The 26,165-nt window shown below is 74.3% G+C and carries 20 protein-coding genes; 1 reads left to right on the forward strand and 19 read right to left on the reverse strand.

Annotated elements, in window-relative coordinates; all coding sequences use genetic code 11:
• Positions 1-54 precede the first annotated feature (54 nt).
• From D4B81_RS09880 to D4B81_RS09955, 16 genes are all read right to left on the reverse strand, one after another.
• Complete coding sequence (locus D4B81_RS09880; RefSeq protein WP_337189872.1) at positions 55-3,306, reverse strand: ExeM/NucH family extracellular endonuclease; 3,252 nt, start codon at positions 3,304-3,306, stop codon at positions 55-57.
• Positions 3,307-3,370: 64 nt separating this feature from the next.
• Positions 3,371-4,588 (reverse strand): winged helix-turn-helix domain-containing protein, encoded by a 1,218-nt coding sequence (locus D4B81_RS09885; protein WP_122262479.1) that lies wholly within the window; start codon positions 4,586-4,588, stop codon positions 3,371-3,373.
• 78 nt (positions 4,589-4,666) lie between these two features.
• Entirely contained in the window at positions 4,667-5,344 is a 678-nt protein-coding gene (hpf, locus tag D4B81_RS09890; protein ID WP_122262320.1) for a ribosome hibernation-promoting factor, HPF/YfiA family, read from the reverse strand.
• 110 nt (positions 5,345-5,454) lie between these two features.
• Positions 5,455-6,210: a ComF family protein gene (locus D4B81_RS09895; RefSeq protein WP_122262322.1), complete on the reverse strand. Its 756-nt coding sequence runs from the start codon at positions 6,208-6,210 to the stop codon at positions 5,455-5,457.
• Between the two features lie 84 nt (positions 6,211-6,294).
• On the reverse strand, positions 6,295-8,067 hold the full coding sequence (locus D4B81_RS09900) for an LpqB family beta-propeller domain-containing protein (protein ID WP_122262324.1): 1,773 nt from the start codon (positions 8,065-8,067) through the stop codon (positions 6,295-6,297).
• Complete coding sequence (gene mtrB / locus D4B81_RS09905; RefSeq protein WP_122262326.1) at positions 8,064-9,818, reverse strand: MtrAB system histidine kinase MtrB; 1,755 nt, start codon at positions 9,816-9,818, stop codon at positions 8,064-8,066. Before mtrB ends, D4B81_RS09900 begins: the two co-directional genes overlap by 4 nt.
• The gene (gene mtrA / locus D4B81_RS09910) at positions 9,787-10,464 is read right to left on the reverse strand and encodes an MtrAB system response regulator MtrA (protein WP_122262328.1); all 678 of its coding nucleotides are present in this window, start codon (positions 10,462-10,464) and stop codon (positions 9,787-9,789) included. Before mtrA ends, mtrB begins: the two co-directional genes overlap by 32 nt.
• A gap of 22 nt (positions 10,465-10,486) precedes the next feature.
• Positions 10,487-11,965, reverse strand: coding sequence for an adenosylhomocysteinase (gene ahcY, locus D4B81_RS09915; protein WP_122262481.1), 1,479 nt, complete (start codon positions 11,963-11,965; stop codon positions 10,487-10,489).
• A gap of 10 nt (positions 11,966-11,975) precedes the next feature.
• On the reverse strand, positions 11,976-13,487 hold the full coding sequence (locus D4B81_RS09920) for a mycothione reductase (RefSeq protein ID WP_122262330.1): 1,512 nt from the start codon (positions 13,485-13,487) through the stop codon (positions 11,976-11,978).
• A 47-nt stretch (positions 13,488-13,534) separates the two neighbouring features.
• Positions 13,535-14,611 (reverse strand): DNA polymerase IV, encoded by a 1,077-nt coding sequence (locus D4B81_RS09925; RefSeq protein ID WP_474100186.1) that lies wholly within the window; start codon positions 14,609-14,611, stop codon positions 13,535-13,537.
• 25 nt (positions 14,612-14,636) lie between these two features.
• Complete coding sequence (locus D4B81_RS09930; protein ID WP_122262332.1) at positions 14,637-15,896, reverse strand: kynureninase; 1,260 nt, start codon at positions 15,894-15,896, stop codon at positions 14,637-14,639.
• Complete coding sequence (locus D4B81_RS09935) at positions 15,893-16,798, reverse strand: tryptophan 2,3-dioxygenase (protein ID WP_122262334.1); 906 nt, start codon at positions 16,796-16,798, stop codon at positions 15,893-15,895. Before D4B81_RS09935 ends, D4B81_RS09930 begins: the two co-directional genes overlap by 4 nt.
• A 7-nt stretch (positions 16,799-16,805) precedes the next feature.
• On the reverse strand, positions 16,806-18,098 hold the full coding sequence (locus D4B81_RS09940) for an SIS domain-containing protein (RefSeq protein WP_122262336.1): 1,293 nt from the start codon (positions 18,096-18,098) through the stop codon (positions 16,806-16,808).
• A gap of 6 nt (positions 18,099-18,104) precedes the next feature.
• The gene (locus D4B81_RS09945; protein ID WP_097186757.1) at positions 18,105-18,314 is read right to left on the reverse strand and encodes a Trm112 family protein; all 210 of its coding nucleotides are present in this window, start codon (positions 18,312-18,314) and stop codon (positions 18,105-18,107) included.
• Positions 18,311-19,741, reverse strand: a complete 1,431-nt coding sequence (locus D4B81_RS09950; RefSeq protein ID WP_122262338.1) for a phosphomannomutase/phosphoglucomutase — start codon at positions 19,739-19,741, stop codon at positions 18,311-18,313. The genes D4B81_RS09945 and D4B81_RS09950 overlap by 4 nt, the downstream gene beginning before the upstream one ends.
• Positions 19,742-19,799: 58 nt before the next feature.
• On the reverse strand, positions 19,800-20,174 hold the full coding sequence (locus tag D4B81_RS09955) for a DUF3499 domain-containing protein (RefSeq protein WP_122262340.1): 375 nt from the start codon (positions 20,172-20,174) through the stop codon (positions 19,800-19,802).
• Between the two features lie 106 nt (positions 20,175-20,280).
• Between D4B81_RS09955 and D4B81_RS09960 the strand changes: the two genes are divergently transcribed.
• Positions 20,281-20,667: a metallopeptidase family protein gene (locus D4B81_RS09960; RefSeq protein WP_122262342.1), complete on the forward strand. Its 387-nt coding sequence runs from the start codon at positions 20,281-20,283 to the stop codon at positions 20,665-20,667.
• Position 20,668: 1 nt separating this feature from the next.
• Here D4B81_RS09960 and D4B81_RS09965 read toward each other — a convergent pair whose 3' ends face one another.
• The 3 genes from D4B81_RS09965 to D4B81_RS09975 are packed head-to-tail and all read right to left on the reverse strand — an operon-like array spanning position 20,669 to position 26,114.
• Entirely contained in the window at positions 20,669-22,483 is a 1,815-nt protein-coding gene (locus D4B81_RS09965) for a DUF5719 family protein (protein WP_122262344.1), read from the reverse strand.
• Positions 22,480-25,848, reverse strand: coding sequence for a glycosyltransferase (locus D4B81_RS09970; RefSeq protein WP_161965104.1), 3,369 nt, complete (start codon positions 25,846-25,848; stop codon positions 22,480-22,482). Before D4B81_RS09970 ends, D4B81_RS09965 begins: the two co-directional genes overlap by 4 nt.
• A complete protein-coding gene (locus tag D4B81_RS09975) occupies positions 25,845-26,114 on the reverse strand; it encodes a WhiB family transcriptional regulator (RefSeq protein ID WP_170955361.1) in 270 nt (89 codons plus the stop codon). Before D4B81_RS09975 ends, D4B81_RS09970 begins: the two co-directional genes overlap by 4 nt.
• Between the last annotated feature and the right edge of the window lie 51 nt (positions 26,115-26,165).

The raw sequence follows: 26,165 nt of genomic DNA on the forward strand, positions 1-26,165 counted from the left end.
CGGGCCCCGCTCTCGCGGGACCCGGCCACCGGCGTCAGGTCAAGGACTCAGAGGTCAGCGAGGACCCGCCCCGGGCTGACCCTTGCCCGGCTTGGCGACCGTGACCGTCACGACCTCCGTCGTGGTGTTGCCGGTCGCGTCCGTGGCCTCGTAGGTGAAGGTGTAGGTCACCCCGAGCACCGCCAGCACGCGGAACTCAGTGTCCGAGAGGACCTCGACCTCCCCGCCTCCCGAGGCCTCGGCACCGACCAGGACGACGGTCGGGTCGGCGTCGATGTCGTCGCTCACCGTGACCACGGTGGTGACGTTGCGCCACTTGCCGTTGGCCGGCCAGATGTGCGGCGGCTCGGCCACGACGGTCAGCTCGGGAGCTATCGCGTCCAGGTTCAGCCCGACCAGGATCGGGTCGTGGTCGCTGGAGCGGAACGCGTCAGGTGCGTAGATCGCGTCGACCGCGTCCGGCTTGAACGACATGTCGTAGTCGAGGACGCTCGGCTCGTCCGCGTTGATGGCCCACGCCTCCGCGCCGGTGACGAGAGGGGTGAGGGCGGCGCTCGACATCGCGTAGTCCAGGTAGCCCAGCGCCCCGTCGAAGACGTACGAATAGGCGTACTCGCCCTGCCACTGCAGCAGCAGGTCGGTGTAGCCGTCCGCCTTGAGCTCGTCGATCGGGTCCTCCTTGTCGTAGGAGTTCAGGTCACCGATGATCAGCACGTTGTCGGTGCCCGTCCCGGTCGGGTCGGCGTTGGCCCAGTCGCCGAGCGCGTCGGCAGCGGCGGCGCGGACCAGGTTGCAGTTGCCCTGGCCGGTGTCCGGGTCGCCGGCGCAGGCCGAGCCCTTGGACTTGAGGTGGTTGACCACCACGGTGACCTGCCCGCCCGCCTGGTTGTCCTCGAACGTCTGCGCGAGGGCAGGCCGGTTCTCGTCGTCGTCGAACCGTGGGTCCACACTCGCGTCGAGCACGGCGTACTCGCCGACCGGCGTGACCTCGGCCGGTTGGTAGATCAGCGCCGTGGTGATGACGTCGGTGCCGATCGGCCCGGTGGAGATGAACGCCCAGCGGTCGTCGCCGACAGCGTCGTTGAGCGCGTCGACGAGGTTGCCGACGGCGACGTCACCGTTGTTCTCGATCTCGATGAGACCGACCACGTCCGCGTCCATGGCGGTGATGGCGGCCACGATCTTGGCCTGCTGCCTCTCGAACTCCAGAGCGTCGTTGGCTCCGCGACTGTTGAGCGTCGTGAAGTAGTTGAGCACGTTGAAGGACGCGACAGTCGTGGTGCCGCCGACCTCGGGGACCTCCGGGCGGGCGTTGGTCGCCTGGTACGTCGCCGGCTCGGTGGGCTGCACCCGCCACAGGTCGAAGCGGTAGTCCAGCACGCCCGTCACGTCAGAGACGGTGTCACCGCCGCGGAACGTGTTGTCGAGCGCGAACGGGTCACCGTTCGGGTGACGCAGCTCCGCCGGGTTCTGAATACCGAGCCCGTCGTCCAGGGTGATGCGGTGCGCGCCGTTGAACTCCAGCAGTGCCTCGGCCGCGGCCGAACCGGGCTCGTAGACCGCGGTGGGCTGGTGCTGACGGAAGGTCTCGTCGCCGAATCCGAGGACCATCTCGCCGAAGCGGCCGTAGTCGAAGTACTCCAGGATGGCCAGGTCCTGCGTGAAGGTGACGAGCATGCCCTCGTAGGGCTCCTCATCCAGCGGAAGGGTGACCGGGAGCGGCTCGGGCACGATGCCCTCTCCGCAGTCCACGAGCGCTACCAGGCTGATCTGCGTGAGCCCGAAGAACTCAGCGGCCGTGCCAGCGACACGGACGCGGTCGCCGACTGCGACGTCCGCACCGCCGGGTGCGTAGACGAAGATGCCGTCGGAGGTGGCGTCGTCGCCGTCTCCGGCGTCCTGGACGTAGTAGCCGTCATAGGAGCCGAGCCCCTGGAAAGCGCCGACGACGACGCCCTCGACGGTCACGGTCTGGCCGACCAGGGGGCTTGTCGCGCCCGAACCCTGGACCACGCCGATAGCGGTGGCATCCTCGCCGCAGACGCCCGGGTCGACGGGGGGCTCCTCGAGCTCGGTGGTGTTCACCGTGCCCGGGGTGTTGACCGCCTCACCCTCGACGAGCGTTCCGGTCTGGCCGGGGATGCCCGCGAGGTCGAAGTCGTTGCGGACCCAGTCGGACGTCGAGTTTGTGTCGGTGCCGTCGGGGATGCGCGAGGCGCCGCCGGGCGCGAAGGACAGTCCGTCATAGGCAACGCCGAGCACTGTGTCGCCGTACGGCAGGTCACCCACGCCGCCGTCGTGGACAGCGACGCTGTCCAGCACGGTGACCCCGGCGTCGATAGCGCCGTCGTTGTCGGTGTCGACATCCACCCTGCCGTCGTACCCCTCGACCAGGAGGAGCGACATGGTGCCGTTCTCCAGGTCGTTGGCTGCGAGGTTGACGAGAAGTCGGCCATCGACGTCGGTGGTGCCCAGCGGAATGACGCGGTCCACGGCGCCGAACGGCGATCCGCTGTCACCCTCGATCGAGAGGACGGAAAGGCCGGAATAGTCCGTGTTCGGGAAGCCGAGGATCTCGAGGTACTCGACGTCGGTGCCAGTCGTGCTGGCGGAGAACTCGTTGATGACCACGGCGGTCGGCTCGGGCTCGGTGTCACCGCAGTCCGCGGTGTGGGCGCCCAGCCCGTCGAACGTGTCGGTGGCGAAGCCGTCCCACTCCAGGGCTGGGTCGAAGACGTCGTTCGCCACGGTGTCGCCGGCGCAGACGTCCGCCTGGCGCCGCAGCGTGGAATCCAGCGTGGAGGTGGGGGGAACGCCCCAACGGGTGCCGGGGTCGACCCCTACCTGACCGAAGGAGTCCACTACGAGGTCGCCCTTGCTCAGGGTGAGGGCGTCATCGCCATTCCAGAGCCCCGTCGGTAGCGTCAAGTCCGCCATACCAAGGAGCGCCGGCGACGCACCAGCGTCAACGATGACATAGGCATCGCCCGCTGCGAGAGTCCCACTCAGCGGGACGGTCTGGCCGGCGGCCGATGCTCCGTTGAAGAAGACCCTGAACGTGTATGCAGACAGGTCGACAGGTGCGCCGGTACCGTTATACAGCTCAACGGCCTTGTTGAATGAGGAGCCCTCGACGTACTCGGAAATGATGAGGTCGGAGGCCGCTGCGGTCGCGACGGACGCCAGGGCGACGGGGGCCAGCAGGCCGGCGAGGAGCGACGCTGCTCCGGCGGCTGCGACCCCGGCCCGACGGCGGGGGGAACGGGTCATGAGCATGAGTCCTTCGGGTGGGACGGGGGGACGCATCCGACACTAGGCGCCCGGAGGACGGATGGGTAGATGGACGGCCGACCGGTCCATGAACGGTAGGTCACGGTTTGGCAAAGTCGACCCTGTCCAGCCCCAGCCACGAGGCCATCGCCTCCAGCTCCCCGGTCAGCGCGGCATGCCCCGCCACCCGGTCGACGCCCTCCTCCCAGTGGAGCGAGCGCACGAGGAGCGAACCACTGGCCCGGTCGGCCTTGAGGTCCACGCGACCCACCAGCTGCTCGTCCAGCAGGAAGGGCAGCACGTAGTAGCCGAACACCCGCTGCGGGGCGGGGACGTAGATCTCCAGCCGGTAGCGCATCCCCCAGAGCGCCTCGGTCCGCTCCCGCTGCCAGATCAGCGAGTCGAAGGGGCTGAGCAGGGCCGCACCGGGCACCCGCCGCGGCGCACGAGCCGCCGGGTCCCGCCAGAGCGGCGGCCGGTCCCAGCCCCGGACCCGGACGCGCTCGGCCAGCCCCCGTCGCTCCAGCTCCTGCAGGCCGACCTCCACCCTGGGCCCCCGCACCCGGAAGTAGTCGGCCAGGCACCGCTGGCTGCCCAGCCCGTGGGCGACCAGCGACAGCCTGATCAGCTCGGTCACCGCCTCCTGCGGGTCGGCGTCCCGTGCCGCATCCCGGGCGGCGACGACCTCGGCGGGCAAGACCGCCGCGGGTGCGGCATACCTGCGCTCGAAGGAGGAGCTCCGCCCGGCCGAGGTGATGTCCCCCACCCAGAAGAGGTACTCGAGGCAGTTCTTCACCGCGGACCAGTTCCACCCCCAGTCCGCGCTCCCCCGGTCCGCCCCGTGCGGCAGGTGCGCCTCGACCTCGCGCGAGGTCAGCGGTCCGTGCTCGACGATCACGTCGCTGACCGCCTCCAGCAGCCCGGGATGACTGGTGCTGACCGACCCGCTCCACCCCCGCTCCCGGGCGGCCTCCATCCGGAAGGTCAGCAGCGGCCAGGTGGCGGGCGGGACGAGGGAGGCCTCGTGCGCCCAGTACTCCACGAGGCGGCGGGCCGTGCGGCCCCTGGACGAGGTGCCGTCGCGGGCACCGTCGAGGAGCGCGGGGTCATAGGGACCGAGGCGGGAGAAGAAGGGCAGGTACTGGCTGCGGGTGAGGACGTTGACGCTGTCGATCTGGACGACCTGGACCCGGTCCACGACACGGGAGAGATGCCTCATCGTGGCGGCCCCGGGCGGTGGCCGACGGTCCGCGAAGCCCTGGGCCGCGAGCGCCGTGCGTCGGGCCTGGGCGAGGCTGATCGTGGGCCGCGTCGTCATGCGGCCCACTGTGGCAGAGACCACCGACAGCGGCAGGCCCGCCACCCGATGAGGTGACGGGCCCGCAGCGACGACGACTCAGGAGGCGACGGCCTCCGCGTCCTCGTCGAGGTCGCCGGACGCATCACCGTCGACGTCCAGCCGGAGCACGCCGTAGGACCAGCCGCGGCGCCGGTAGACGACGCTCGGGCGGTCGGTGTCGACGTCGTGGAAGAGGAAGAAGTCGTGACCGACGAGCTCCATCCGGGACAGCGCCTGGCCCACGGTCATGGGGCTCGAGGCGTGCAGCTTCTCGCGGATCTCGATGGGGCTGTTGCCACGGGTCTCCAGCGCGGCGTCGAGCGCCTCCTCGCTGGTGGGTGCGGCGGTCTGGTCGCCACCGTCCGACAGGGACTCCGTGGGCAGGCCGTAGGTGGCCTCGGCGACGGAGGGGGGTCGGTTCTTGCCGGTGTGGCTGACGCGGCGCTTGTCGTGCAGCCGGCGCAGCCGTTCGGTCAGCTTGCTCATGGCCAGGTCGAGGGCGGAGTACTCGTCGTCGGTGGCGGCCTCCGCCCGGACCACGGTGCGTGAGACGTAGCACGTGATCTCGCAGCGCTCGGCCTCCTTGACCTGGCGCGGGTTGGCCTCGTGGGTGAGCACGACCTCCGTGCGGCGCACGCGCGGGGCCAGCTGCGGGATCTTGTCGAGCTTCTCCTCGAGGTGGCGGCGGAAGCGGTCGGTGACATCCTTCTTGCGACCGGTCACGATGAGTTCCATTGAGTCCTCCAGCTAGATGGGGTGAGGATGCGTAACGGCGTCTGGCGTGGCGCCTAGATCGTCCGGCCTCACCCCCGTCCGGCGTCGGCAAGGGGCTCCATGCACCCACACTAGTCGGCTCCCCCCGGTCGTGGGAGGTCACCCCGCCCCCGCCGCCGCGTCGCCGCCACGGTCGCGGCGACGACCGGGCCGGCCCCCGCCTCGCGCAGCGCCCGGGCACACTCGACGAGGGTCGCACCGGTGGTCACGACGTCGTCGACGACCACACAGGGCGTGCCCTCCAGTACGCGCACCAGGGCCGGTCGCGCCCGCACGGCTCCGGCGAGATTGGCGCTGCGGGCCCGGGACCCGAGCCCCGCCTGGTCGGCCACCCGGCGCACGAGCCGCAGACCGTCCACCCGGACGAGACCGGACCGCGGCAGCCCCCTGAGGGCGGCACCCGTCAGGGTGAGGACGCGGTGCTCGCCCCGGGCCCGGGTGCTCGCCCGGGCGGAGGGAGCGGGAAGCAGCAGCACGCGACCACCCGTGCGGAGCGCGTCGCGGTGCGCGGGCGACCCGTCCAGGGCCGCGGCCAGCACCGCACGCAGCACCGGCGCCAGGACGGGGGTGAGGTCGGCCCGTCCGCCGTCCTTCCAGGCGACGACCGCGGCCCGGACCTCGTCCGCGTAGGCGGCAGCCGACCAGGTGGGCGGCATCCCCGGCGGGCGCGGGGTCGGCGACCACGGTCCTGCCCGGCTGGCCGCCACTGCCAGCAGCACGTCGCACCCGACGCACCAGCGCACGCCGGCAGCGCCGCACCCGGCGCAGGCGGTCGGGGCCGCGAGCTCCACCAGGGCGAGCACGTCCTCCCACGGGCGCCACGGCATACCCCCAGCGTGCGGGACGACGGGCCGGGACGGCCGGCCCCGTCCACAGGCGGGTGCTCCCGCAGGCGCGGGTGCACCGCGGGGTCAGGACCCGGGTATGACGAGCTCGTCACCGTTGCGCGCGTCGTACCAGCCGCTCGACCCCTCGGTCGTGTGGAAGCGGCCGTCCTCGGTGCGCGCCACCGGCGAGTACCCCTCGCCGGTCGGCACGGCCAGCACCTCGTCGAGCCCCTGCCGCTCCCCGAGGGGACGCAGCCAGCCGCCGAGAGGGACGCGGAAGCCGAGCGGGGACTCGTCGACGGCTCGTCGCCCGGTGACGACCAGCTCGGTGGCCGAGCCCCAGTGCGCTGCCGTCACCGAGGTCAGCGTGGGTGCCGCAGGCACCGGTGGTGCCAGAGCGGTCGGCTGTCCGGCGGCGTCGCGGACGATGCCTGCCACCAGGAGGCGGCCGCGGTCCTCCTCCCCGTCCGGGCCCACGACGAGCAGCGCCCGGGTGCCGTCCGGCGAGACCCGGAACGCGCGGACCCGTTCGGAGGGGTCGAGATCGGGGACGTCGACGGGCCGGGCGACGGCGTCGACGTCCGTCGAGTCGACGAACCACAGGCGTGCGGCCTCACCCCCGCGCGCCTCCCCGGCGACCCAGATCAGGCCGTGCGGGTCGAAGGTCGGGTGGGTGAGGTCGTCCCCGACGCCGGGGTTGACGCTCTCCTCACCGTCGTGCCAGCGCCACAGCTCGGTCCCGTCGACGGAGACCGCGGCGAGCGAGTCGAGGGACGGGGAGGCCGCGAGGCCGGTCCAGGAGATCGGGACGGTCGGCAGGTCGACGGGCACGTCCGCCGAGGCGTTACGCAGGTCGTACAGGGTGGGGTCGATGACGACCAGGCGGTCCTGCACCCGCAGCAGCGCCCGGTCGACGCTGCGGCGGACGTCGCTGTAGCCGAGGTCGGTGCTCGCGGTGACGGTCCCGCCGGGGTCGAGGCTGCGTCCCGCCAGGCGGAGGTCGACCCCGCGGATGCCCCCCAGCGCCAGGAGGGAGTGGGCCAGCTGCGCCCGCAGGGCGGCGACCCGCTCGGCGTCCTCGCTGATCCCCGCACCCTGCAGGTTGACGGTGGCCACCTGCGTCTCGGGGTCCACGGGCACGGCGGCGACCGTGAGGCGTCCGTCGCCGGCCCCGCCGGTCACCACCGCACCCTCGAGGTGCGTCGGGACGGGGGCGAGCTGGGCCCGCGCGAGCGAGGTCGGCAGACCCTCGCCCTCGGCCAGCCACCGCACGTCGGGGACGAAGAGACCCAGCGTGGGGTTGAGGTAGAGGACGGTGCTGGACCGGAAGGCCTGGTCGAGGTCCGAGCGGGACAGCCACAGGCCGAAGGCCTCCGGGAACGCGGAGATCCGCCACTGTCCGTCGATCGGCGTGAGCCGGAACGTCTCCGTGGTCGTCGAGCCGGCGGGCAGCTCGGTGAGCCGACCCGTCGCGTCGATGCTGCCGCTCACCCGGGCCGTCACGGAGACCACGCCCGGCTCGACCGTGGTGATCTCGGGGTTGCCGTCCAGGACGAGGACGTTGCTCGTCGGGACCCACTCGCTGGCCAGGGCGGCGGTGAGAAAGTCACGCGCCACGTCGTCGTCCTCGGCGAACCCGACGTTGCTGCGCAGGAAGCCGCGCACGATCTCGGTGACCGAGGCGTCCGCCTCCGGCCGGGGCAGGACGCGCTGCACGTCCTGGCGGGGCTGGACGTCGACGGGCAGCCCTGCCCGCGGCAGCGGGTCGGTCGGCAGGGTGCCCGAGCAGCCCGCCAGGACGGCGGTGGCCAGCAGGGCGCAGAGGCCACGCCCCGTGCGGTGGCGGTGGGTGGTCATGGGAGCTCCTCCCGGGTGGCGAGGGCCAGGACCACCGGTGGGACCTGGTCGTCGGGGATCGGCTCCCCGCTGACCGGGTCGGCGAGCGGGGGCGCCTCGGCGATGACGTAGGCCAGCGAGCGGGGCAGCACGAGCCGGAACCGGGCGCCCTCGCCGGGGCGGCCGCTGACCTGGAGCCACCCCCCGTGCACCCGGGCGTCCTCGAGGGCGATGGCCAGACCCAGGCCCGTGCCCCCGGTGCGGCGCTGGCGCGAGGGGTCGGCGCGCCAGAACCGGTCGAACACCCGCGCCTGCTGCTCCTCGTCCAGCCCCATCCCCCGGTCGCGGACCGACACGGCCACCACCTGGTCGGTAGCGGCCACGGTGACGGTGATCGGCCGGCCCTCCCCGTGCTCGACGGCGTTGGCCAGCAGGTTGCGCAGCACGCGCGAGACCCGCCTCCCGTCCACCAGCGTGGGTAGCGGCCGTCCGTCCGCGGGGAGCCGCACCTCGAGCGGTGAGCCCGCCTCCGAGGCCAGCGTGCGCACCCCGTCCACCGCGTCCTGGACGAGGGTGACGAGGTCCTCGGGGTGCCGCTCCACGGTCACCGCCCCGGAGTCGAAGCGGCTGATCTCCAGCAGCTCGGTGAGCAGACCCTCGAACCGGTCCAGCTCCTGCTGCAGCAGCTCCGCCGAGCGGGCCACGGGCTCCGCGAAGTCCTCCCGTGAGGCGTGCAGGACCTCACCGGCCATCCGGATGGTGGTCAGGGGCGTGCGCAGCTCGTGGGACACGTCCGAGACGAAGCGCTGCTGGAGCTGGGACAGGGAGCGCAGCTCGCGGATCTGCAGCTGGATGGAGTCCGCCATGGTGTTGAAGGAGGTGGCCAGCTGCGCGAGCTCGTCGGTGCCCTCCACGGCCAGACGCTCGTCCAGGTGGCCGGCGGCCAGCTGCTGGGACACGGCCGCGGCGCGCTCCACCGGCCGGGTGACCATCCGCGTCGCGAGCCAGCCGAGCCCGCCGACCAGCAGGACGAGGCCGGTCCCGGCGGCCACGAACAGCTGCCGCACGAGGTCGAGGGTCTCCTCCTCCCGGACCATCGGGTAGACGAGGACCAGGTCGTAGGCCCCCGCCCGGAGCAGGCTCATCCGCGAACCGACGACGACCGAGGTGATGGCGTCCTCGCGGTCGACGAGGGTCACCGGCACGACCACGACCTGCTGGTTCTCGGGGTCGGTCTCGATCGCCTCCTGCAGGCCGACGGGGAGGTCGTCCGCGCTGACCCCGACCGCGATGGTCTGGACGATGGCTCCGCGCTCGTTGTCGAGGGCGGGCAGGAGCAGCACCTGACGCCCCAGCTCGGCGCTGGTGCCGGCCATCGACAGCACCTGGTCGTTGGCGGCGGCGTTGAGGGCGGAGTCGTCGCGGCGGTCCGTGGAGTCGATGGCCTCCTGCGCGAGCGCGACCTGCTGGGCGGCGTCGCGCTGGGCGCTGTCGACGGCCTGCGCCACGAGGCCGTTGGCGATCTGCTGGTAGAGGAGGGAGCCCAGCAGCGCGCCCATGGCCATCCCGAGGAGCACGGTGGTGGTCACCACCCGGGTGCGCAGCGAGCTGTGCCACCAGCGTCCGACGGCGCTGCGGCCCGACCGGACCGGGTGCGCACGGGTGGCGGCCGGACGGACCCTGGCGATGTCGGGAGGCCCGACGCTCGCCGTTCCCTGGGGAGGCGCGACGGGCCTCCCGTCAGGGATGACCGGCCCGGTAACCGACGCCACGCACCGTCACCACGATCTGGGGATTCTCGGGGTCCTTCTCGATCTTGGACCGCAGCCGCTGCACGTGGACGTTCACCAGCCGGGTGTCGCCGGCGTGGCGGTAGCCCCAGACCTGCTCGAGCAGCGACTCGCGGTCGAAGACCTGGCTGGGCTTGCTCGCCAGCGCGACGAGGAGGTCGAACTCCAGGGGGGTGAGCGAGATGGGCTCGCCGCCCCGTGTCACCTCGTGGCCGGCGACGTCGATGAGCACGTCCCCGACCTGGAGGCGGCCGTCGTCGGTGGCGTCCACGCGGCGCAGGCGCGCCCGGACCCGCGCGAGCAGCTCCTGCGGCTTGAACGGCTTGACCACGTAGTCGTCGGCCCCCGCCTCGAGCCCGGCCACCACGTCCTTGGTGTCGGTGCGGGCCGTGAGCATGACGATCGGCACCCCCGACTCCTGGCGCAGCTGGCGGCACACCTCGACGCCGTCGAGGGTGGGCAGCATGACGTCCAGCAGCACGAGGTCGGGGCGCAGCTCGCGGAACAGCGGGATGGCCCGGCCACCGTCGGCGCAGGTGGCCACGGAGTAGCCCTCCTTGCGCAGCACGATGCCGAGCATCTCGGCGAGCGCCTGGTCGTCGTCGACGACGAAGATGCTGGCGGTCACGGCGACAGCTCCCTTCTGGTGCTCAGTAGCGGTAGTGGTCGGGCTTGTAGGGGCCGGCGACGTCGACCCCCAGGTAGGAGGCCTGGTCCTTGGTGAGCTCGGTGAGGTGGGCCGCGACCGAGGCGAGGTGCAGTCGCGCGACCTCCTCGTCGAGGGCCTTGGGCAGGGTGTGCACGCCGACGGGGTAGTCCTGCGGCCGGGTGAAGATCTCGATCTGGGCCAGCACCTGGTTGGTGAAGCTCGTCGACATCACGAAGCTGGGGTGCCCGGTGGCGTTGCCCAGGTTGAGGAGGCGGCCCTCCGAGAGCACGATGAACGAGCGCTCCGGTCGCTCCGTCCCGTCGACGGTCTCCGCGGGCAGCGTCCACTCGTGGACCTGGGGCTTGATCTCGGTCCGGCGCACCCCGGGCACCCGGGCCAGCCCGGCCATGTCGATCTCGTTGTCGAAGTGGCCGATGTTGCCCAGGACGGCCTTGTCCTTGAGGTGGCGCATGTGCTCGGCGGTGACCACGTCCTTGCACCCGGTGGCGGTGACCACGAAGTCGGCCTGGCCGATCACGTCGTCGAGCCGGGCGACCTGATAGCCGTCCATGGCCGCCTGCAGCGCGCAGATGGGGTCGATCTCGGTGACCACGACGCGGGCGCCCTGGCCGCGCAGCGCCTCGGCGCAGCCCTTGCCGACGTCGCCGTAGCCGCAGACGACGGCGACCTTGCCGCCGATGAGCACGTCGGTGGCCCGGTTGATGCCGTCGACGAGGCTGTGCCGGACGCCGTAGACGTTGTCGAACTTGGACTTGGTGACCGAGTCGTTGACGTTGATCGCCGGGAAGAGCAGCTGGCCCGCCTCGTGGAGCTGGTAGAGGCGGTGCACCCCGGTCGTGGTCTCCTCGGTCACCCCGCGCACGCCCGCGGCGACGTCGCCCCACCGGGTCGGGTGCTCGGCCAGGCCGGCACGGACCGTCTCCAGGATGACCTTCCACTCCTCGGGGTCCTCCGGCTCCGGGCTGGGCACCGCGCCCTGCTGCTCCCACTCCCCACCCTTGAGGACGAGCATGGTGGCGTCACCGCCGTCGTCGAGGATCATGTTCGGGCCGCCGTCGGGCCACAGCATGATCTGGGTCGTGCACCACCAGTACTCCTCGAGGGTCTCGCCCTTCCAGGCGAAGACCGGCACCCCCCGGGGCTCCTCCGGCGACCCGTCCGGGCCGACGACGACGGCGGCCGCCGCCTCGTCCTGGGTGGAGAAGATGTTGCACGAGGCCCAGCGGACCTCGGCGCCGAGCTCGACGAGGGTCTCGATGAGGACGGCCGTCTGCACGGTCATGTGCAGCGAGCCCGCGATCCGGGCGCCGGCGAGGGGACGCTGGGACCCCAGGCGCTCGCGGAGCGTCATCAGCCCGGGCATCTCGTGCTCGGCGAGGCGGATCTGGTGACGGCCACGCTCGGCGAGCGAGAGGTCGGCGACCTTGTGGTCGAGGGAGGTCGTGGTCGCGGAGGACATGCCGGTCATGCTACGTCGCCGACCCGACAGTCTCCGGCTGCTGCTCGTCCTCGCCCGAGGGGTCGTAGCCGGCGGTGACGTCCTCGTAGGGGGCGACGTCCAGGCCCAGCAACGCGTTCTCGAGCACCTCGGAGAGCGCCGGGTGGATCCAGTACTGGCCCCGCGCCAGCTCGTGCGCCGTGGGTGGGCCGGCAGGACCAGCCAGGCTGAGGGCCTGGATCACCGGCTGGATGAGGCTGGAGGAGTGGGGACCGATGGCGTGCGCCCCCAGGACCTGCCCGGTGCGCCGGTCGCCGACCACCTTGAAGAGGCTGGTCGTGTCCTCCATCGCCCAGCCGTAGGCCACGTCGCCGTAGCGCTGGGTCTTGACGGTCACGTCATACCCCTCGTCCCTCGCCTGCTGCTCGGTGAGCCCGACCGTGGCGACCTGCGGGTCGCTGAAGACGGCCGCCGGCACGTGGCGGTGGTCGAAGGACATCAGCGAGCCGGGGTGGAGGAGGTTGTGCGCGACGACCCGCGCCTCGTGGTTGGCGACGTGCTTGAGCTGGTGGGGGGAGCTGACGTCCCCGAGCGCCCAGACGCCCGCGGCGCTGGTGCGCCCGTGCTCGTCGACCTCGACGCGACCGTCCTCGCGCACCCGCACGCCGCCCACGTCCAGGCCCAGGTCGTCGCTGTTGGGCCTGCGGCCCGTCGCGACGAGCAGGAGCTCGCCGGTCACCGAGGTGCCGTCGGCGAGGTCCAGCCGCACCCCGTCCCCGCCACCGCGCACCGCCACCGGCTCGGCGTCGGTGTGGACGTCCCACTTCTCGCGTGCGAGGTCGGTGAAGGCCTGCGACAGCTCGGCGTCCAGGACGCGCAGCAGCCGCTCGGTGCGGGTGACGACGGTGACGCGCACCCCGAGGGCGGAGAAGACGTGGGCGAACTCCGCAGCGACGACCCCGCCGCCGACGACGACGATGCTGGCGGGGAGCTCGTCGATGCGCATCACGGTGTCGGACGTGTGGAAGGGCACGCCGGAGCGCGCGACCACGTCCGGGACGCGCGGCCGGGCGCCGGTCGCGATGACGACCTGGTCCCCGGAGACACGCTGCCGGCTGCCGACCTCGTGGCGGCCGCCGGGGAGGGTGATCTCCACCTCCAGCTCGCGCTCGCCGACGAAACGGCCGTGGCCCAGGTAGGCCTCGGTGTGGTCGGCGTCGCGGCGGTAGTCGCGGCCTCCCTCGCTGATGGGGTCGATGCGCCCGAAGATGCGGTCGCGGATGTCGCGCCAGCGCACCCCCTCCAGGGTCGCGTCGATCCCGAACCTCCCGGCGTCGCGCACGGTGTGGGCGACCTCGGCGGCGTAGACGAACATCTTCGTCGGGATGCAACCCACGTTGAGGCAGGTGCCGCCGAAGGCGTGCTCGCTGCCGCTGCCCCGGTCGATCACGGCGGTGCGGCGCGACTCCAGGTCAGGCGTCACGAGTGCGTTGCCCGAGCCGCTGCCGATGATGACCAGGTCGTAGTGGGTGGTGTCGCTCACCCGTCGAGGCTAACCCGCGCCCCGGCCGCGACCCGCCTCACCGTCCCTCACCACGCGCTGCGGGTCGGTGTCGTCCGCTCCCGCGCCCCGGCGGGCATGGTCATCTCCAGGTGCACGCCCAGGAGCCGCACCGGCCGGCCGGCCTCCACCCGGTCCAGGAGGTCATGGGCGACCTGGTGCACCGTCGCGGGGTCGTGGGTCACGGGGATCTTCCGGCCGTAGGTCTTCGTCAGGAAGGGTCGGTAGCGGACCTTGAGGATGACCCGCACGACCGGTCGCCCCTCCCTCGTGACGTCCTCGAGCACCGCCGCCGTGAGTCTGCGGACCGCGTCCTCGACCCGCGCCCGGTCGGTCAGGTCCTCCTGGAAGGTCTCCTCGCGGCTGTGCCCGCGCGCCACCCAGGGGGTGTCCGTCACCTCGGCGGTGCCCTCGCCGCGCCCGAGCTGGCCGTACCAGGGGCCCATCCGGGGGCCGAACTCGGCCACGAGCACCTCCGGGTCGGCCCGGGCCAGCTCGGCGACCGTGCGTATGCCGTGCCCGTCCAGCCGCGCTGACACCCGCGGCCCCACCCCCCACAGGTCGCGGGTGGGGCGCTCCCCCATCACCTCCAGCCAGGTGTCCCGGGTGAGCCGGAACACGCCCCGCGGCTTGCCGAACCCGGTCGCCACCTTGGCGCGGACCGTGGTGTCGCCGATGCCCACGGTGCAGTGCAGCCGGGTCGCTGCCAGCACCGTCTCCTGGATGTGCCGGGCCAGCGCCTCGGGGTCCGCCGTCCGGGCCCCGACGAAGGCCTCGTCCCAGCCCAGCTCCTGCACCGTCACGTCGGGGACCGAGCGCAGCGCGTTCATCACGACCTCCGACGCCGCCTCGTAGGCGGCGCGGTCGTGCGGGAGGAACACCGCCTCCGGCGCCTTGCGGAAGGCGGTGCGCAACGGCATACCGGAGCCGACGCCCAGGGCTCTCGCCTCGTAGGAGGCGGTGGCCACCACGCCCCGCTCTGTCGGGTCGCCCCGGCCGCCGACGACGACCTGGCGGCCGGCGAGCTCGGGGCGCCGCAGCACCTCGACCGCCGCGATGAACTGGTCGAGGTCCACGTGGAGCACCCATGCCCGCACCTCCGCCACCTCCACAGTGTGGCCGACCCTGCCCTCAGCCGGCGCGCTCGAGCTCCTCCCGGACGGCGGCGAGCCCGTCCCACACCTCGGTGAACGTCGTCGAGAGCGGGGCGGGCCCGAGGCGGAGCCCGTCGGGGGACCGGAAGTCCGGGATCGTGCCGCGCTGCCACAGCCTCGGGTTGACCTGCTCGAAGCGCTCGTGCCGCAGGGTGAGGTGGCCCCCGCGCCGGTCGTGGTCACGCGGGCTCGCCACGCTCACCCCGAGCTCGGCGGGCCAGGACTCCACGACCTGCCAGGCCCAGTCGGTGAGCCGCAACGACTTGGCCCGCACCGCCTCGATGCCGGCCTCCTCCAGCATCTCCAGCGCCAGCCGCAGCGGGACCATCCCCAGCACCGGCGGGGTGCCGCTGACCAGCGACCGCACCCCGGCCTCGGGCACGTACCCCGGCTCCATGAGGAAGGGGTCGCGGCGTCCCATCCACCCCTGCACCGGCTGGCGCAGGGTGGGCAGGTCGTGCAGGCGGGCCGTGAGGTAGGCGTGGGCCGGGGCGCCCGGGCCGCCGTTGAGGTACTTGTAGTCGCACCCGACGGCGGCGTCCCAGCCCCAGTCGTCGGCCCGCACCGGCACCGACCCGGCGGAGTGGCAGGTGTCCCAGAGGACGAGGGCGCCCGCCTCGTGGACCTGGCGGGTGATCTCCTCGGTGTCGGCGACCCAGCCGGAGCGGTAGGCGACGTGCGAGAGGAGCACGACCGCCGTGCGCTCCCCCAGCGCCGGAGCCACCAGCTCGGGCGTCACCCCGGCGGCGGGGTCGACGTCGAGCCAGCGCAACGTCATACCCCGCTCGGCGGCGACACCCTCGGCGACGTAACGGTCCGTCGGGAAGTTGTCGGTGTCCAGCACGATCTCGGTGCGGGCGGGGTCCAGCGCGAGCTGGTGGTCCGCCAGCGCGCGCAGCACCTTGTAGAGGAGCACGGTCGTGGAGTCGGCGATCACGGTCTGCCCGGGGGCGGCGCCGAGGGCGACCCGCCCGAGCAGGTCGCCGACCTCCTCCGGCCACCGCATCCACGACTCGTCCCACGAGCGGATCAGCCCCGTGCCCCAGGGCCCCCGCACGAACTGCGCCATCGCCTCCGCCGTGCCGGCGACCGGCCGGCCCAGCGAGTTGCCGTCCAGGTAGGCGACGACCCCCTCGGCGGGCTCGAACCGCGACGCGAGGTGGCCCAGCGGGTCGGCCGCGTCGAGCGCGAGCGCGTCGGCCCGGGTGGGCGGGTCGAGCGGTCGGACGTCAGTCATGCGCCGTGTCCTCCGTGGTAGCCGTCGGGGGTGACGTCCTGGATGCGCGAGCGGACGTCGAAGAGCTCGGGGAAGAAGGTCAGGTCCAGCGCCCGCCGCAGGAACGGGACCCCCGAGCTGCCCCCCGTGCCCTTCTTGGACCCGATGATGCGCTCCACGGTCCGCAGGTGCCGGAAGCGCCAGACCTGGAAGTTGTCCTCGAGGTCCACGAGGTCCTCGGCGACGTGGTACTCGACCCAGTGGTGGGCCGGGTCGGCGTAGACGGCGGCGAGGACGTCGACGACACCCTCGCTGGCCTCGTAGGGCTGCGTGACGTCGCGCTCCAGCACCTCCACCGGGACCGGGTGGCCGCGGCGGGCGAGGAACCGCAGCACCTCGTCGTAGAGGCTCGGCTCGTGCAGCAGCCGGTCCAGCTGGGCGTGGACCGGCGGGTCGTGCTCGAAGAGTCGGAGCATGTCGGCGTGCTTGTTGCCGAGGGAGAACTCGACCGCCCGGTACTGCCAGGACTGGAAGCCGGACCCGGTGGCCAGGAAGGAGCGGAACTGCGCGTACTCGCTCGGGGTCAGGGTCGCCAGCACCGACCACTGCTGCGTCAGCGTGTGCTGGATGTGCTTGACCCTGGCCAGGCGCTTCAGCGCCGGCTGCACGTCGTCGCCCGCCAGCAGGGAGCGCGCCGAGGTCAGCTCGTGGAGCATCAGCTTGAGCCAGAGCTCGGAGGTCTGGTGCTGGATGATGAAGAGCAGCTCGTCGTGCCGGGGCGGGACCGCCTGCGGGTGCTGCGCCCCGAGCACCGTGTGCAGGTCGAGGTAGTCGCCGTAGGACAGGTTGCGGCCGAGGTCGCGCTCGATCCCGTCCTCCAGCGCGCGCACCGAACGGGAGGGGCGGTCGACGTCGTCGCGCACGGCGTGCCTACCGGGTCCGGTCGCGCAGGTCGGCGACGTGCGGGCTGACGGAGGGGTCCAGGCCCAGCCCGATCGCGAGGTAGGTGGCGGTGAAGTCCACCACCGCCACGTGGTCGGCCAGCCGGACCACGGGGTCGCCCTCCCCGGCGCGGACCTCCATCACCCGCACCCCGGCCTCCCGCGCCGTCGTCAGCACCGCCTCCGTGAGGGACTCCGCCTGGACCGACTCGGGGGTGGCCGGCGCCGCCGGGGCGTCGCGCAGCATGAGCAGCCCGAGCGCCGGCGGGGCCGGACCGTCGAGGTAGGGGTCGGCGAAGACGTCCCGGCCGCGGCCGCCCTCCGGCCCGTTGGCCCGCTCCATCAGCTCGCCGTCGGGCTCGTCGAAGTGGTGCGGCTCCCAGCTGCTGGTGTCGATGTCTCCCAGCCGGATGCGGGACTCGTCGTAGGTGCCGTGCCGCCGGCCGCCGATGGTCGTGTAGGGCCCGTCGAAGCAGGCCACGATGCCGCTGGCGGCGTCCGGCAGCTCGCCGAACGGGGCCGGGATGCGCGCCGTCCGCGCCAGCATGGCGCTGGCCCGGGCGGCCGCCACCCCGCCGAGGGGGCCGTCGCCGAGGACCACCGGGACGGTCTCGGCGAGCTGCACGGCCAGGATCTTCGCCGGGTTGACGAACGCCTCGGAGGAGGGGCGCAGGTCCTCGGCCCGCTCGTCGAGCCGGTCGGCCACCTGCTCGAGCACCGACTGCGGGGCGTCGAGCAGACCCAGCCGGTCCGCCCCGACGAGCACCGGGGTGAGCAGGGTCCACAGCGCGGTGCGCGAGCTCGCCCGCGCCGTCTGCCCGGTGCCGACGTGGATGCCCCGAGCGCGACGGCATACCTCGGCCAGCGGGGAGTCGTCCGCCCCGACCGTGAGCAGCCGGGCGCCGCGACGGGCGGCCTCGGCGGCGACGGCGAGGGGCCCCGGCGCCCGGCCGGACAGCGAGACCGCGACCACGAGGTCCAGCGGACCGACCCAGCCGGGCAGCGGCAGGTTGCGCCGGGCCTGGACCGGGACGGGCGACCCCGGCTCGGCGAGCAGCTCCAGCACGTCGGCGACGATCGAGGAGCCACCGGTGGCGGCGACGAGGACGGACCGGGGTCGTTCCTGGTCGGTCAGCCGGTCGATCCCTGCCTCGTACCCGAGGGTCAGACCCTCCCGGACCTGCGCGCCCGCGGAGGCGAGCGCGCGCAGCGTGCCGCGCGAGTCCTTGCGGGTCAGCTCCTCCGGGTCGTCCAGGAGCGCCTCGTCGATGTAGGGGGCCACGACGTCTCAGACCTGGACGGCGACGGCGTCGTCGACGAGGAGCACCGGTATGCCGTCGGCCACCGGGTAGCGCAGGCGCCGGCCGGGGGCGCCGCAGTCGGACGCGCACTGGAGCGCCGGGCGCCCCTCGTCGTCGACGACGTCGACCAGCTCGTGCAGCCCGACCGGGCAGCGCAGGATCTCGCGGACCCAGGGCTCGAACTCGGGACGTGTCATGCGGGCGCCTCCTGCCGTACGAGGCCCAGGACGGCGTCCCGGACCTGCTCCATCGTGGACCGGTCCTCCGCCTCGACGTTGAGTCGGAGCAGGGGCTCGGTGTTGCTCGACCGCAGCGAGAACCACCACGTCGGCTCATCCTCGCGAGTCATCGTCAGCCCGTCCAGGGTGTCGGCCGACGCGCCCCGGGCGAGCGCCCAGTCGCGGACCCGCCCCACCGCGCCGGGCACGTCCTCCACCCGGGAGTTGAGCTCGCCGGAGGCGACGTAGCGCTCGAACCGTCCGACCAGGCCCGACATCGGCCCGGCCTGCTCGCCCAGCGCCGCCAGCACGTGCAGCGCCGCGAGCATCCCGGTGTCCGCGTACCAGAAGTCGCGGAAGTAGTAGTGGGCGGAGTGCTCCCCGCCGAAGACGGCCTCGTGCTCGGCCATCTGCGCCTTGACGTAGCTGTGGCCCACCCTGGTCCGGACCGCGCGGGCGCCCAGGGACGCGATCGTCTCCGGCACGGTGCGCGAGGTGATGAGGTTGTGGACGACCGACACCTCCCCGGCCGGGCGGCCCGCGGCGACCTCCTTGGCCACCTCGCGCTCGGCCACGAGGGCGGTGATCGCGCTGGGGCTCACCGGCTCCCCGCGCTCGTCCACGACGAAGCACCGGTCCGCGTCGCCGTCGAAGGCGATCCCCAGGTCGGCACCCTGCGCGAGGACGGCTGCCTGGAGGTCGCGCAGGTTCTCCGGCTCCAGGGGGTTGGCCTCGTGGTTCGGGAACGTCCCGTCGAGCTCGAAGTAGAGGGGCACCACGGTCAGCGGCAGGTCCCCTCCCTGCAGCACGGCGGGCACGGTGAGCCCGGCCATCCCGTTGCCGGCGTCGACGACGACCGTGAGGTGCCGCCCGCCGCGGAGGTCCACGAGCGAGCGCAGGTATGCCGCGTAGTCAGCGAGCACGTCCCTCGCGGTGACGGTCCCGGGGCGCCCCGCGTGCAGCGCGGCGTGCTGCGGGCCCCGGTCGAGCAGCCACTGCGCCAGGTCACGGACCTCGGCCAGGCCCGAGTCCTGCCCCACCGGCCGGGCGGCCGAGCGGCACAGCTTGATCCCGTTGTAGGCGGCCGGGTTGTGGCTCGCGGTGAACATCGCGCCCGCCAGCCCCAGCGACCCGCTGGCGTAGTAGAGGCCGTCGGTGGAGCACAGCCCGATCGTCGTGACGTCCACCCCGTGCGCGGCCACGCCCGCGGCGAAGGCCTGGGACAGCCCCGGGGAGGAGGCGCGCATGTCGTGGCCGACCACGACGCCGCTCTCCCCCTCGGGCAGGACGACCACCTGGGCGAAGGCGGACCCGAGCGCGGCGGCCACCTCGGGGCTCAGCTGCTCCGGCACGAGGCCACGCACGTCGTAGGCCTTGACGAAGTCGGCGAGTCTCACGGCTGTCACGACAGACAAGAGTAACGACGCGGCCGGCAGGTGGTCGGCGCCGTCGTCGCGGAGGGGGTCAGCGGTCCCGCAGCACGCGCAGGTGGCCCCGGCGGGCGATCTCGGTGACCGTGGCCCCGGCGTGCTCCTCGTCCCGGGCCTCGACGTGCACCACACGGCCGCGTCCGCGGTGCTCGCGCACCGCGTCGGCCAGGGCGGCGAGGTCGTCGGCCTGCGGGCGGGGCTGGCCCTCCGGCAGCTCCAGCCGCACGACGTCCCAGCCGCGCGGCGCCGTCAGCTTGGTGGCGTGGTCCTCGCACAGGTCGTAGGAGTGCGGCTCCGCGTAGGTCGCCAGCGGACCCAGGACGGCCGTCTGCTCGGCGTACACGTAGGTCAGCGTGTTGGTCGCGTGGCGCGAGCACGCTGTCTTGGAGCACTGACGGGAGACGGTCACGAGACCACACTGTAGGTGGCCGGGCCGACAATCCTGCGGCACCACCCCGGCCGGGCCCAGGACCGGCGGCGCACCGGTCCCGTCGGGCGCGGTCTATCGTGCCGGGATGGGCAGGCGACGGGACCGGCGGGGCCACGGGATGCGGGGGCCGCTGGCCTGGCCCCCCGTGCCGGTCATGACCACCCGCCGCGCCGGCTTCGACGAGCTGGTCCTCGACGCCGCCGAGGAGCTGGAGCGCAGGCTCGGCCACGAGCTCGGTCTGGAGCTGGCCGTGGAGGAGGTCCCGCCCTCCGACCCCGCCCCGTGGGAGCACGGGGTGGCGCTGGGTCGTCTCTTCCCGGCCGAGCGCGCGCTGCCCGCGCGGCTGGTCGTCTACCGCCGACCGATCACCCAGCGGGCCGCCGACCACACGGAGCTCGCCGGGATCGTCTACGAGGTGATGGCCGAGCAGGTCGCCCGGATGCTGGGCCGCGACCCCGACGACCTCGCGTGAGTCAGGGGGCGAGGACCGTGACCTCGGTCGAGGACCGACCCCACGGCACGGCGGGCAGCGTCGCCGCGGCGACGTAGGGACCGCCGCGGTCCTCGCCCTCCAGCACCACCGACGCCACGACCCCGGCCGGTCCCCCGGACGTGACCCACACCGCCCTGACCCCCGACGGGACCGGGAGCGCGACCGTCGTGTCGTTCGGCAGGCGGCCGAGCTCCTCCCGCTGCACCCGGCCCCGCTCGTCGAGCAGGTGCACGGTGGCGGCGGTCGCGTCCACGACGCTGACCGCGAGCGTGGCTCGGGACCCGGGTATGCCGTCGCGCGCCGGCAGGGCCATGCCCACCGGGGCAGGGCTGGGGGCGGTCGCTCCGACCCAGGCGGTCTCGCCCGCGGGGCGGGTCAGCGGCGGCTCGTCCCCTCCCTGGCCGTCCGGGCCTGTGGTGGCCGCGGCGTCGTCCGGGCCCGTGGTGGCCGCGGTGTCGTCCGGGCCCGTGGTCACCGCGGCCCCGTCCGGGCCGCTGGTGACCGTGGCCCCGTCGGGAGCCAGCGGTTCCTCACCGCTCGGCGCCACGGTGAGGCGGGCCCCCGCCGTGACGGGGGTGTCGGAGCGCAGCCGTAACGCCAGGACGCCCTCGGGGAGGTCGTCCAGCTCGACGTCGATGCTGTGCCCGGCGGCCACCCGGGTCACCCTGGACGCGAGCCTGGCCTCCCCGTCCTGCGTGAGCGCGGTGACGTCGACGACGGCGGCGTCCTCCCCCGGTGCCGCGATCCGCAGGATCATCGTGGTGGCCCCGCCGCTCGCCGGCGCGCCGACGGCGACCGCGGGCACGACGAGGTCCGTGCCGGGGGCGACGGAGGGACCGACCACCTCGGCACCCAGCTCGGTGGTGCCGTCCCGGTGGTGCTCCCCGAGGTGCGCCACCACCGGACCGCCGGACGAGCTCACCCGCACGACGGGGGACCCGACCTGGTCGGTGAGCGCGTCGAGGAGGTGCACCGACCTGCCGCGGCCGGGGACCACGACGCTGGCCCCCGTGGTCACCGCCGGTCCGTCGGCGCCCCAGACGTCCAGCTCCACCGTGACGGCGTCGTCGCCGGGGTTGGTGAGCACGAGCTGCTCCGTGCGTCCCGGTGTGTCTCCGCCTCCCACCAGCCACACGGTCTCGGCCGGCGCCGTGCAGGCGGTCAGGCTGAGGCCGCGGCTTCCGGCATCCACCGAGAGCCCCAGCTGGCCCCCCACGAGAGCCGGAGCCGCGCCCGCCGTCGCATCCACCAGCGCGCCCACGGCCTCCTCGAGGGTGATCTCCGCCGGCCCGTCGGCCAGGAGGTCGGCCTCCTCGCCGGACCCGGCCGTCGTGCTCAGCCTGGCTGTGGCCCCGCCCGCCCCGTCGGCGTCTTCGTCGCCCGTGCCGGGCTCCCCGGGCTCCCCCAACCCGTCCGGTGCCGCGGCCGCGGCCACCCGCACCACCTGGGCCGACGCTCCCCGGTCCCCCTCGATGCCGAGCAGCTCCGGACCGGGACACCCCAGCGTCGCGGCCTCGACCAGCCCGGACGGCACCAGGGTGGGCGCGCCGGACGTCACCGCGCTCTCGCCGGCGGTATCCCCGCCACCCAGCCGCAGCCCGCCGTCCCAGGCCCCCGCGCCCCAGAGCAGGGCGACCACCACGGCGGAGACCGCCCCGAGCCGCCACCACCGCGTCTCGCCGAGCCGGCGCGCGGAGGGTGCCGTCCCGTCGTCGCCGTCCCCACCCGCGACGACCGTCGGGGACGTCCGCCCCTCGCTCCCGTCCGTCGGCGCGGGGCTGCCGTCCGTGCTCACGGCGCCTCCTCCCGTCCGGGCGCGGGGTCGGCACCGGGCCCGGCCCCGGGCCGGACGTCCTGCTCGCGCCTCGCCTCGGTCCGACCGAACGGGAGGGCCAGGAACGCGGTGACCAGGACGAGCACGAGCGCGACGAGGTGCAAGGGCAGGCCCGGCGTGCGCAGCCCGACCTCGACGTCGCGCGTCCCCGCGGGCAGGACGAGGGTCCCGCTCGCGTCGGTCCGGGTCGGCACCCCGTCCGCCAGGACCGTCGCGTGGCGGGACCACCCCTCCCCCTCGGCCACCTCCAGCCGCGCACCCTCGGGGACGGGGTCGACCGACCCCGAGGACGCGCCGTGCGGACCCGTCACCGGGATCCGCTCGAGCAGCTCCCCGTCGGAGGCCCGGACCGCGACCCGGGCGACGGGCGGCTCGGCCACCCGCCAGAGCACCTGTCCCGCCGGGCTGCTGACCCGGGTCAGACCCGGGACCCGGTCCACGAGCGAGGCGACCGGGTCGGCGTCGGGCGCGCCCAGCTGCACGTACCCCACGCCGAGCCGGCCCAGCCTCTCGGACGCCCCCTGCGGGGTCCCCTGTCCGGTGAGGGCGGTGACCGCGGCGGGAACCTCACCGGCGGCGGGGGCGCCGACGGCCAGGTCCCGGGCCCGGTCGCGCAGGATGCGCGCGGGCTCGGGCTCGACCCCGACGAGGTCGGCGGTCAGCCGGTATGCCGCACCAGCGGCCGGGGGCCACGCTGCGGCGTCCGGCCCGGACGGCGCCAGCACCAGCGTGCGCTGGGCCGACGGCCCGCGGGCCTGCTCGGCCGCCACGGGGGGCAGGACCTCCGGCGCCGGCCCGAGGCTCCCGAGACCACCGACGAGCGTGACCCACAGCAGCGCGACCACCCCGGCACCGGTGACCGCAGCGGACACGGTGCCGCGCAAGGACCGGGAGGCCCCCGGGTGGGCGAGGACGGCGTCGACGAGCAGCGCGGCCGCGAGGAGGAGGGCGGCACCGGCGAATGACAGCATCGTCCCCGGCCAGGCGGTGACGGTGCGCCCCGCGTCGGCGTAGCCGACCGCCAGCTCGCCCAGCGCCAGCCGCGGCGCCAGGAGGCCGAGCGCCATCGCAAGGACTGCGCCGGCCATCAGCACCCCGGCGCGGTGGCCGGCGCGGCCCGGCAGTGCGAGCGCCGCCAGGGCCGCGAGCCACACGGGCACGGCGCACCACAGCGGCAGCGCGGCCCAGGAGCCCGGGTCCACCGGCTGCCCCGGGCCCAGGAGGAACAGCTGCCACGGCGGTGTCAGCCCGGGGTGGGTGGCCGAGGAGGTCGTGGCCCCGGCGCCGCCGAGGAGCCGCACCGGTTCGGACCACCACGCGGGCAGCCAGGGGAGGAGCAGGACCCAGGGCAGCAGCGCCAGCACGGCACCTCGTGCCCGGACGGACCGAGTGCCGAGGACCAGCACTAGCAGCCCGGCCAGGGTGGTGAGCACGAGCGTCAACGGCACCCAGTGGGCGAGCAGGACCGTCAGCAGCACGGTGGCGAAGGTGGCCGCGGTGCGCCGCACCGAGCGCGTGGGCGTGGCGGCCACGGCATACCCGGCGACGAGGAGCGGGGCGAGCACGTGCACGACGACCGGACCGACGCGCCCCTCGGCCGTCGCCGCACCGAGCGGGGCCAGGCCGGCCCAGCCGAGCGCCAGCGCGGCCCGGACCCAGCGTCGGTGGGTGGCCCGCCGCAGCGCCAGGTGGGCGGTGAGCACGCTCGCGGAGACGGCGAGCAGGAGGACCCAGCCGAACGCGACGCCCGCGGTCGAGGTGCCGACGGCACCTCCGGGCAGGGCCTCGACGACCCGGGCCAGCGCCGAGGCGGGGACCAGCCAGGGCTCGGCCGGCTGGCTGTGGCCCAGCCCACCCCCGCGCCAGCCGTCCAGGGCCGAGCGCCACAGCCCGACGGAGCCGGTCGCGGCCGGGCCGAGCTCACCCCCGGAGACCCCCTCGGCCGCCGGGAGGAGGGGCCCGAGAAGGCCTTCCCGGGCCCACCGCCAGGCGGTCAGCGCGGACGCGAGGACGAGGGCCGTGGCCAGGGGCCAGCTCCACCGGGAGGGGGCCGCCCCGTCCGCCCCCAGGTCGAGGAGGTCCTCGGGCACGGGTCCGGTCTCCCGGACGCGTCCGCGTCGGGGAGCCTCGTCCACCGCGCCGCGGGCGCGCGGGTCCAGCGCCTCGCCGAGCGTGTCGAGGGTCGTGCGCCACCCGACCGCGCGCGGCAGGAACAGGCTGGACAGGTCTCGGGGCCGGACCGTGCGACGGCGCCGGAACCGCCACCGTGCCCCCCATCCCCTCCCGGGCGACAGCGCCCCCCGGACGTCGGCGAGCTCGTCGGCGGCCTCCGAGGGGCGCTTGACGAGCAGCAGCACCACGGCGGCCAGCAGGCTGGTGACCGCCACGCCGAGGGCCCGCCACAGGCTGGCGAGCGCAGGGCCGCGTGCCAGCGCGACCTGCCGCTGACGGACCCGGGTGCGTCGGGGGTGGACGACCCCCAGCCCGCCGTCCCCCTGACGCACGACCGCGTCGGGGGCGACGACGACCCGGTGGCCGGTGAGGTGGGTCCGCCACCCGAGGTCGAGCCCCTCCACGCCGTCGGCGCCGAAGGCCGGGTCGAGGCCGCCGATAACGTCGAGGACGTCGCTGCGCACGAGCGAGCCGGCCAGGGGCACCCCGAGGACGTCCTGGCGCAGGTCGAGCTGGCCCTGGTCGACCAGCGCGGCCTGCCGGGGGTCCGCGACCCGGCCGGCCGCCGTGAGGTGGTGGCCCACCCCGAGGAGCAGGCGGGGGTCGTCGAGACGGACGAGCTTGGGTCCGACGACCGCCACCCGGCTGGTGCGCCGCACGGCCGAGGCCAGCGCGGCCAGGGCACCCGGCTCCGGCAGGCTGTCGTCGCGCAGGACCCACAGCCAGTGGCCGGGATGCACCGGCAGGGCGGTGCGGGCGTCCTCCAGCACCCGCCACGTGGCAGGCCCCGCGTGGTCGTCCTCCCCGGCACGCCGCTCCAGCGGCGGTCGCAGGATGAGCGGGACCCGGTCGTCGGTGCGCAGGGGGTGGCTGAGCACCGTCGCGACCTCGTCCCCGTGCGGGTCGAGACCGGTGACGAGCACCCGTCCGGGCCGGGGGTGCTGGAGGGCCAGGGCGGAGAGCAGGTCCTGGACCGGAAGGCCGCCCGGACCCGTCAGGAGGACGACGGTGACGTCCTCGACGCGGGCCCGGTCGGGACGTGCCGACCCGACCGCGGGCTGCCGCGGCACGGGGGTGCTCGGTGCGGCGGCGCGGGGGTCGCCGGGGACGCCCGTGGGGCCGGGCGGTGCCCCTTCGGCCACCACGCGGCTCACACGGCGCGCTTCTTCAGCTTGCGGCGCTCGCGTTCGGACAGACCGCCCCAGATGCCGAAACGCTCGTCGTTGCCGAGCGCGTAGTCGAGGCACTCGGCCCGGACCTCGCACCCGACGCAGACCTTCTTCGCCTCGCGCGTCGATCCGCCCTTCTCGGGGAAGAACGCCTCAGGGTCCGTCTGTGCGCACAACGCGCGCTCCTGCCAGGACGCCTCCTCGACGTCCTCCGCCGCGTTGAGCAGTGACATCAGCTCCAGCTCGTGCATGGCTCTCTCCTCGACCTCGCCCACACCGTCGCCCCCTTGGTCGGTCCGTTC

The organism is Ornithinimicrobium cerasi (assembly GCF_003702705.1).
GTDB lineage: Bacteria > Actinomycetota > Actinomycetes > Actinomycetales > Dermatophilaceae > Ornithinicoccus > Ornithinicoccus cerasi.